This is a genomic window from Streptomyces sp. NPDC050164 (assembly GCF_044459945.1).
Lineage (GTDB): Bacteria > Actinomycetota > Actinomycetes > Streptomycetales > Streptomycetaceae > Streptomyces > Streptomyces coeruleorubidus_A.
The window spans coordinates 1-3744 of the sequence record NZ_JBITJK010000088.1; the positions used below are offsets into that span (position 1 = coordinate 1).

Genomic DNA, 3744 nt, shown 5'->3' on the forward strand with positions numbered 1-3744 from the left:
CGGCCCGCTGGGCATCAGTCAGTGACAACGGCGGAATCTTCGGGCCCGGACGACTCATACCGAACCAACGACGAATCTCCGACTCAAGTCACTAGTAGTGCTTCGTTAGGTTCTGGCTCTGGGTCTGCTTGTAGCGAGGGGTCGGCCGCAGGTGGTGCAGGTACCGGTCCAGCACCTCAGCAGGTCTTGGAGGACGTCGAGGACCTGGTAGAGAGTCAGGTCGGCATCTGGGCTTTCGGGTCGAGCCGCCGGAGGGTGAGGAAGGCCTGGGCGGCGGTGACGAGGGTGACCTGGTGGTGCCAGCCGCGCCAAGTGCGGCCTTCGAAGTGGTCCAGGCCCAGGCCGTGTTTCTAAGCACCGGTTCAGTCGGATTCCACGCCGACCGCCTCGCACCGCCGGGCGGGCCCTGCTCGACTGCGTGCGGCGTGGCCGCCGCCTGGTCGTGGTTGTGGTCGTCGGCGCCTGCAGCGGTCGACGCGGTCGCGGCGGGTGCGGTGCGGATCGCGTTCTGCAGGGCGAGGCTGGCAACCCGGGCGCGCTCGTACCGGGTTGCCGCGCGGGGTGGCTTGCCGTTGGTGCCGACGCTCCACCAGCGGGTGGGCCAGTCGAAGTCGGCGGTGTAGTGAGCTGATCCGCCGCCGGGGCCCTGCGGCTTTCCGGGGCACGGTCAGCTGACGTGACTGGCGGGGTGAGGGCCTGGTCGGTGATGAAGTTGTCCAGGATGCCCTCCAGTGCGTCCTTGATCCGCTTGCGGCGGGTGGAGGACCAGTCGATCAGCTACCTGGTCCACGTCCCGCTATTTCCATGACCGGGCGCAGACCGGGGGTGACCTCGCGGGGCACGGTCGCCAGCCCCAGCTTCTCGGACACCTCGGTGGTTATCGTGAGGGTGTAGAGCGTCCCGGCCGCCACCACATGCTGGAGAAGCCGACGGGTGTCCAGTGCGTACCAGGAGCCGTCCAGGCGCTGCGGCCGGTTGGCGATCAGACAGTGCGTATGAAGCAGGACCTCACATGGCCGGATCGGTGACAGGTCCGGCCCGCACACGCGAGGCGTACGGGCCGGGAGTCATTGTGGGGAAGCACCCCACCGCCCAGGTCGCGGGTGTGCCGTTGTCAGGGTTGGGACTGCCAGCGGCAGTTGTCGCGGTAGCCGGTATGCGCATCACCGCGATGGGAACGGCGCCGGGATCGGCATCGCATATCCGTCAGCCAGTCCGTGCTGCGGCTTGCTCAGCGAAGGATCGCGCCAGGTCACCAGCCCGCGCTGGGTCCCTGTCGAGTGCCTTGCTGTTCAGCAGTTCCAGGAGCGTGAAGAAGGCGTCGTCGGTCTCCACCCTCACGTCCAGCAGCAGCGCGAGTTCCCCGGGCCTGTCGAACGGCACCCGACGGGCTTGCGATTCCAGGCTCGCGTTTTTGCCCTTCGGCGAGCGAGAGTCGGCGCGGGGCTCGGGGATTGTGTCTGATGTTGCCGCACTCTGCGACGGCTCCCCGTCCCGCCTTGGCGACTCATCCTGGCTGTTGGTTGACGAGTCCCCTTCCGTAGAGCCGGTGATTACTAATCACCGGCAGGCCGGCCCGGGGTGTCTTCCTCGCGAGCCAACAGCCGTCCTTTGTGTCGCATGGCGCTTTGATGTGCGCGCCGCCTCTTCCTTACTGATCGTTTCAGAATGGGTTGAGTCGTAAGTCTTGTGCCCGGTGATCTTGGTGGGCAGGGTGTCTGGGTGCGTGCTGATCTTGTTCCAGATGACCTGTGGGAGCGCGTGGCTCCGCTGCTGCCGCCCGCTCCTGAGCGGCGCCGCCGCCACCCAGGGCGACTGCGCGTTCCCGACCGGGTGGCACTCACCGGGGTCATGTTCGTGCTGCGGACCGGTGTCGCCTGGCGCGACGTCCCGGCCGAAGCGGTCGGCTGTTCCGGGGTAACGGCCTGGCGCCGGCTTCGGGACTGGACCGAGGCTGGCGTCTGGCCGCGACTGCACGCAGCCTTGCTGACCGAGCTGCGCCGAGCCGACCTGCTGGACCTGGACCACTGCGCTGTTGACGGCTCGCATGTCCGGGCCCTGAAAGGGGGGATCACGTCGGTCCCTCGCCGGTCGACCGCGCCCGTCCCGGTTCCAAGCACCACCTGATAGTCGACCGACATGGAACCCCGCTCGCCGTCACGCTCACCGGTGGCAAGCGTCACGATGTCACCCAGCTGCTGCCACTGCTCGACGCGATCCCGCCGATCCGTGGGCTGCGGGGACGGCCTCGCCGCAAGCCCCGGCACCTGTATGCCGACCGGGGCTACGACTTCGACAAGTACCGCCGCCTGCTGCGGAAGCGCGGCATCAAACCCATGATCGCCCGACGCGGCGTGGCTCACGGCTCGGGACTCGGCAAGGTGCGTTGGGTGGTGGAGCGGGCCTTCGCCTGGCTGCACCAGTTCAAACGGCTCCGGATCCGCTACGAACGACGCGCTGACCTCCATCAGGGCCTGCTCGAACTGGCCTGCAGCCTCATCTGCCTCCGTCGCCTACGCACCGCAGGGTGAAGCGAGCGGTCAGGTCAGGATGATCGGATTGGTGAGTGCGGCGACGTGCCCGTTGGGATGACGGACCTCGATGCGGACGAACGCCGAGTCCCCGGCCGTCGTGTCCCACCGCACCACACCCGCCCCGTCACCGGGCAGAGGCACACGGTGAACCTCCCCTCGATCGGTGTGGAAGCTGACGGTCCCCATCGGCACACCTTGTACTGCTGCCTGCGCTTCGACCTGCCCACCATGAGTCGCGAGCCGTTCTCCCACTCCGGCAACGCGACGGTGGGCATTGGCGGTGAACGACACGTCCACGTCCGCCGACTCGGCGATCCAGCTGCGGCCGGCTCGGATTCCGGCCAGGATTGCCTCCGTACTCAACTCCTCGGCGAAGACCACCGTGTGAGGGATGCCGATCTGCCCCTCCAAGTGGGTGTCGCTGTTGCCCATCGCCGGCCGCCACGACCCCGTGTGGATGTCTGCTGCGAGGCTCATCCCCCACTCTGCCAGGGTGGCCTCGTTGTCAGCGTTCCAGGACCGGTCCGAAGTCCACAGCCCGTTCCAGACCTCCACCACGTCGAAGCCCCGGAATGGGAACATGAAGTCGCCTGACGGATAGGGCGCATGCGGGTGCGCGGCCACGCACAGACCCCCTACTCGATGGACCTGGTCCAGGCACTGATCGATCACTCCGTCCCTGACCTGGTGGTTCCAGTCGACGACCTGGCCGGGGTTGGTGCCGAGCGCGAGCCAGTGTCCGGTCTTCGTGGTCACTTCCTCACCGAGAACGATCAAGAAGTCATCGGTGGCCAGATGCCCCCATGCACCGGGGGCCGCAGCTGAGTTGTGCTCCGTCGTCGCGATGAAATCGAGCCCGGCGGCGCGCGCCCGAACGGCCAACTCCTCGGGAGCGAGTTCCCCGTCCGAGTGGACGGAGTGGACATGGCAGTCCCCGCGGTACCAGGCCGCCCCGCGTCCGACCGCCCGCGTCGGCGGGAAGCTCAAACTCGACAAGGTTCTCCCCTCCTCAAGTCCCGTCAAGCCAACGCGCAAGCAGAACAACCGGTTCCGTCGCGCCACTGAGCGCCGTCTCAGCCGAGAGGTCGGATCAAGATCTCATTCTGAAACGATCAGCTAAGGGCTGTCCCGTAAATGATCTTTGACGTGCTGGGTGGCCTGCCGGTTTCTGCGTCACCCGGCGAGGGCGAGGTTGTGCAGGCGGGCGATG

The 3744-nt window shown here is 67.3% G+C and carries 4 protein-coding genes and 1 pseudogene; 1 reads left to right on the top strand and 4 read right to left on the bottom strand.

The features are described from left to right. Nucleotides 1-215: 215 nt before the first annotated feature. The 3 genes and pseudogenes from ACIBNA_RS44870 to ACIBNA_RS44880 all read right to left on the bottom strand — a co-directional run. Nucleotides 216-350, bottom strand: a pseudogene (locus tag ACIBNA_RS44870) (IS701 family transposase); the annotation flags it as partial. A gap of 423 nt (nt 351-773) precedes the next feature. After that, on the bottom strand, nt 774-1046 hold the full coding sequence (locus tag ACIBNA_RS44875; RefSeq protein ID WP_399171258.1) for a relaxase domain-containing protein: 273 nt from the start codon (nt 1044-1046) through the stop codon (nt 774-776). Between the two features lie 160 nt (nt 1047-1206). Next, the gene (locus ACIBNA_RS44880; RefSeq protein WP_399171260.1) at nt 1207-1383 is read right to left on the bottom strand and encodes a hypothetical protein; all 177 of its coding nucleotides are present in this window, start codon (nt 1381-1383) and stop codon (nt 1207-1209) included. 339 nt (nt 1384-1722) lie between these two features. On the opposite strand from ACIBNA_RS44880, the gene ACIBNA_RS44885 reads away from it, so the two are divergent. After that, nucleotides 1723-2531 (top strand): IS5 family transposase gene (locus tag ACIBNA_RS44885; RefSeq protein ID WP_399171262.1). Its coding sequence is split into 2 segments (ribosomal slippage): nt 1723-2062 and nt 2062-2531, totalling 810 coding nucleotides; the frame shifts between segments, so codons are not numbered across the junction. Between the two features lie 9 nt (nt 2532-2540). On the opposite strand, the gene ACIBNA_RS44890 is transcribed toward ACIBNA_RS44885, so the two are convergent. Then, nucleotides 2541-3578: a CehA/McbA family metallohydrolase gene (locus ACIBNA_RS44890; RefSeq protein WP_399171264.1), complete on the bottom strand. Its 1038-nt coding sequence runs from the start codon at nt 3576-3578 to the stop codon at nt 2541-2543. Nucleotides 3579-3744 lie beyond the last annotated feature (166 nt).